The 3,691-nt window shown below is 63.5% G+C and carries 4 protein-coding genes; 1 reads left to right on the forward strand and 3 read right to left on the reverse strand.

The annotated features are described in order from the left end of the window. The coding region (locus ABYB95_RS19135; protein ID WP_372660489.1) for a DEAD/DEAH box helicase at positions 1-1,243 on the reverse strand (1,243 nt) is incomplete at its 3' end. Positions 1,244-1,376: 133 nt separating this feature from the next. Further along, a complete protein-coding gene (locus tag ABYB95_RS19140) occupies positions 1,377-2,273 on the reverse strand; it encodes a neutral zinc metallopeptidase (protein ID WP_372660492.1) in 897 nt (298 codons plus the stop codon). 235 nt (positions 2,274-2,508) lie between these two features. Here ABYB95_RS19140 and ABYB95_RS19145 point away from each other — a divergent pair, with 235 nt between their 5' ends. After that, a complete protein-coding gene (locus ABYB95_RS19145; protein ID WP_372660495.1) occupies positions 2,509-3,078 on the forward strand; it encodes a DUF4136 domain-containing protein in 570 nt (189 codons plus the stop codon). A 63-nt stretch (positions 3,079-3,141) separates the two neighbouring features. Here the strand turns inward: ABYB95_RS19145 and dcd are convergent. After that, the coding region (gene dcd / locus ABYB95_RS19150; protein WP_372660499.1) for a dCTP deaminase at positions 3,142-3,691 on the reverse strand (550 nt) is incomplete at its 5' end.

Consider the following 3,691-nt stretch of genomic DNA (forward strand, 5'->3'; position numbering starts at 1 on the left):
CAGCATCGCGGCGCGGCTCGTCGCGGCGACCATCGCCACGCGACTCGCCCTGCGACCACAGGCGCTGGCCTTCGTTGAAACGACCGGCCGGCTGGCGATCGGCCGCCAGCTCCAGCGCTTCGACTTCGAGTTTTTTGCCCAGCAGCTTTTCCAGCTCGCCCATGGACTTCGAATCGCGCCCACTGACGAACGACACCGCCAGACCCGACGCACCAGCGCGACCGGTGCGTCCGATGCGGTGCACATAGTCTTCGGCGTTGAACGGGATGTCGAAGTTGAACACCGCTGGCACGTCTTTGATGTCCAGACCACGCGCGGCCACGTCGGTGCAGATCAGCAGATCGACCGCACCACTCTTGAAGGCTTCCAGCGCCTTCAAGCGCTCGTCCTGGCTCTTGTCGCCGTGCAAGGCGGTGGTGTTGAGACCTTCACGCTCCAGCGAGCGGGCCAGACGGGCGCAGCCGAGTTTGCTGTTGACGAACACGAACGCCTGCTTGAGTTCGCGGTCGCGCAGGATCTGCTTGAGCGTGCCACGTTTGTCGTCGTCGTCCACGCGGTAAAAATGCTGTTCCACGGTAGAGGCGGTGGCGTTGGAGCGCGCCACCTCGATCGTCACCGGGTCTTGCAGGTAGCTGTTGGCCAGGCGTTTGATCTCGGGCGAGAACGTGGCCGAGAACAACAAAGTGGTGCGCTGCTTGGGCAGGTAGCTCAGGATGCGCTGCAAGTCGGGCAGGAAACCGATGTCCAGCATGCGGTCGGCTTCGTCCAGCACCACATATTCCACCTGGTTGAGCACGCAGTTCTTGGCTTCGATGTGGTCCAGCAAGCGCCCGGGCGTGGCCACCAGCACCTCGACGCCTTTTTTCAGCTCGGCGGTCTGCGGCTTCATGTCCATGCCGCCAAACACCACCATGCTGCGCAATTGCGTGTGCTTGGCGTAGAGCTTGACCTGCTCGGCCACCTGGTCGGCCAACTCGCGCGTGGGCAACAACACCAGCGCACGCACCGGATGGCGCGCTGGCGAGGTGGAGGCGTTTTCGTGCTTGAGCATGCGCTGCAGCAAGGGCAGCGAGAAAGCCGCGGTTTTGCCAGTACCGGTCTGGGCAGCGCCCATCACGTCACGGCCTTCCAGCACCACCGGTATGGCTTGCGCCTGGATCGGCGTCATGGTTTCGTAGCCCATGTCGGCGACGGCACGGGCAAGGCTGGGGGATAGGGAAAGTTCTGAGAAGGATTGGGTCATTGATGTGCGCGTGTTTGGTACGCGTTAACCCGCTATTGTCGCACTTTGAGCACAAAATGCCCAATCGCGCCCTTGTGGGAAGCGCGCAGCGGCGTCAGCCGCCTCTGTGCGAGGGACAAGAATCCCTATGCCATCACAGGTTTCGGGCGTTGAAGGTGTCGCAAGACGGCACGCTGCCCGACTGCAAACCGGTGTGGAACCAGCGCTGACGCTGCTCGCTGGTGCCGTGGGTGAAGCTGTCGGGCACCACTTGGCCCTGGCTCTTGCGCTGCAAGGCGTCGTCGCCGATCGCGGCCGCCGCGTTCAGCGCCTCGTCCACGTCCCCCGGCTCCAGGATGGCGCTGGATTTCTGGTTGTGGTGGGCCCAGATGCCTGCGAAACAGTCGGCCTGCAGCTCCAGGCGCACGCTCAGGGCGTTCTGCTCGCGCTGGCTGATGCGCCCGCGCATGCCGTCCACCTTGTCGGTGATGCCGAGCAGGTTTTGCACATGGTGCCCCACTTCGTGGGCGATCACGTAGGCCTGGGCGAAATCGCCGGGTGCACCGAGCTGCTGGCGCATGGTTTCGTAAAACGACAGATCGATGTAGACCTTCTGGTCGCCCGGGCAATAAAACGGTCCCATGGCCGCCTGACCTGTACCACAGGCCGTGGGCGTACTGCCCCGAAACAGCACCAGGCGGGGCTTTTTGTACGGGCTTCCCCCTTGCTGAAACACCTGCCCCCAAACGTCTTCGGTGCCACCCAGCACCGAGGCCACGAATTGCCCCATCTGATCGGACGGCTGGCCGGTGGCTGGTGCGCTTTGGGTCTGCGCCGGACCCGACACATCGCCCGCGCCGCTCAACGCACCCAGAATGGTCATGGGGTTGATGTTGAAAATCCAACCCGCCACCAGTGCCACCGCGATGGTGCCGATGCCCAAACCCTTGCCGCGCCGTCCACCACCACCCAAACCGCCTAGGCCACCGCCACCGGGGTTGGAGCGGCGGTCCTCGACCTGGTCCGACTGGCGGTTGTTTTCCCATTTCATGTGTATTCTCCTGGTGGCGACGGGCAAGCCGGGAACTCGAACGCGGCCATGGACATCGAAAAACGCCGTCCGCTTCGCGCCGTGCAAATACCCAAACCCGCCTCAGCGGCAAGCCATTATGCAAACACCCTGCCCCAGCACGCCCTCCACACGTACCAACCGCAAACCTGCGCGCGCGACCGCGTGGTTTTTGACCGCGTTTGTGGCATTCGCGCTCGTAGGCTGCGCCAGCACGGTGAGCACCAAAGTCACCCGCTTCAACCAATGGCCCGCCGACGCACGCGGGCAGTCCTTCAGTTTCACACCGCCCCAAGCGCCTCGCGAGTTGGAAATCGCCGCCTACCAGGCTTTGGTGGCCAAGGAACTCCAGCGCCAGGGCTTGCGGCCCGCCGCCGGCGGACAAACCGGACGCTTTGTGGTGCGGGTGGACGCCGCGCTGGCGCCACGCGAACGCAAGGTATTGGAGGCCGTGTACGACGACAACTGGGTCTACCAGCCGCTCTACCGCGACCGCGATGGCCGGTTGCACGGTGGACACTGGGTGCCCGACCTCTGGGGACCGCGCTACGTGGGCGACCGCGAAGTGACCCGCACCACGCAGGAAAGCCGCGTTCAGGTGCGCATCGAAGACCGTGCTGGCGCACCCGCATCGGCACACAGCGTGTTTGATGCCACGGCTGTGCACGAAGGCCGTGGCGAGGATCTGGTGGAAATCGTGCCCTGGCTGGTGCGCGCCATGTTCACCGACTTTCCCGGCAGCAACGGGCAGGTGCGCCGCATCACCTACGACCTCGACAAGCCCTGAACCCCGCCCTGGGCGGGCATAAAAATGCGCTGCCAGGCAGCGCTTTTTTTATAAGTCGATGGCTCAGGTCTTGGGCAGGGTGACCCCGCGCTGGCCCTGGTATTTGCCGCCACGGTCCTTGTAGCTGGTCTCGCAAACATCGTCCTTGTCGCTCTCGAAGAACAAGACCTGTGCACAGCCCTCACCGGCGTAAATTTTGGCGGGCAGCGGCGTGGTGTTGGAGAACTCCAGCGTCACATAACCTTCCCACTCGGGTTCGAACGGGGTGACGTTGACGATGATGCCGCAACGCGCATAGGTGCTCTTGCCCAGGCAAATGGTCAAGACGTTGCGCGGTATCCGGAAATACTCGATGGTGCGGGCCAACGCGAAACTGTTGGGCGGGATGATGCAGACATCGCTCTCGATGTCGACGAAACTTTTTTCATCAAAATTCTTCGGGTCCACCACGGTCGAATAGATGTTGGTGAAGACCTTGAACTCCGGCGCGCACCGGATGTCGTAGCCGTAGCTGCTGGTGCCGTAGCTGACGATTTTTTGGCCATCGGCCGACTGGCGCACCTGCCCGGGCTCGAAGGGCTCGATCATGCCGGTCTCTTCGGCCATGCGCCGG

Origin of the sequence: Hydrogenophaga sp., assembly GCF_041633695.1 — a bacterium.
Lineage (GTDB): Bacteria > Pseudomonadota > Gammaproteobacteria > Burkholderiales > Burkholderiaceae_C > Hydrogenophaga.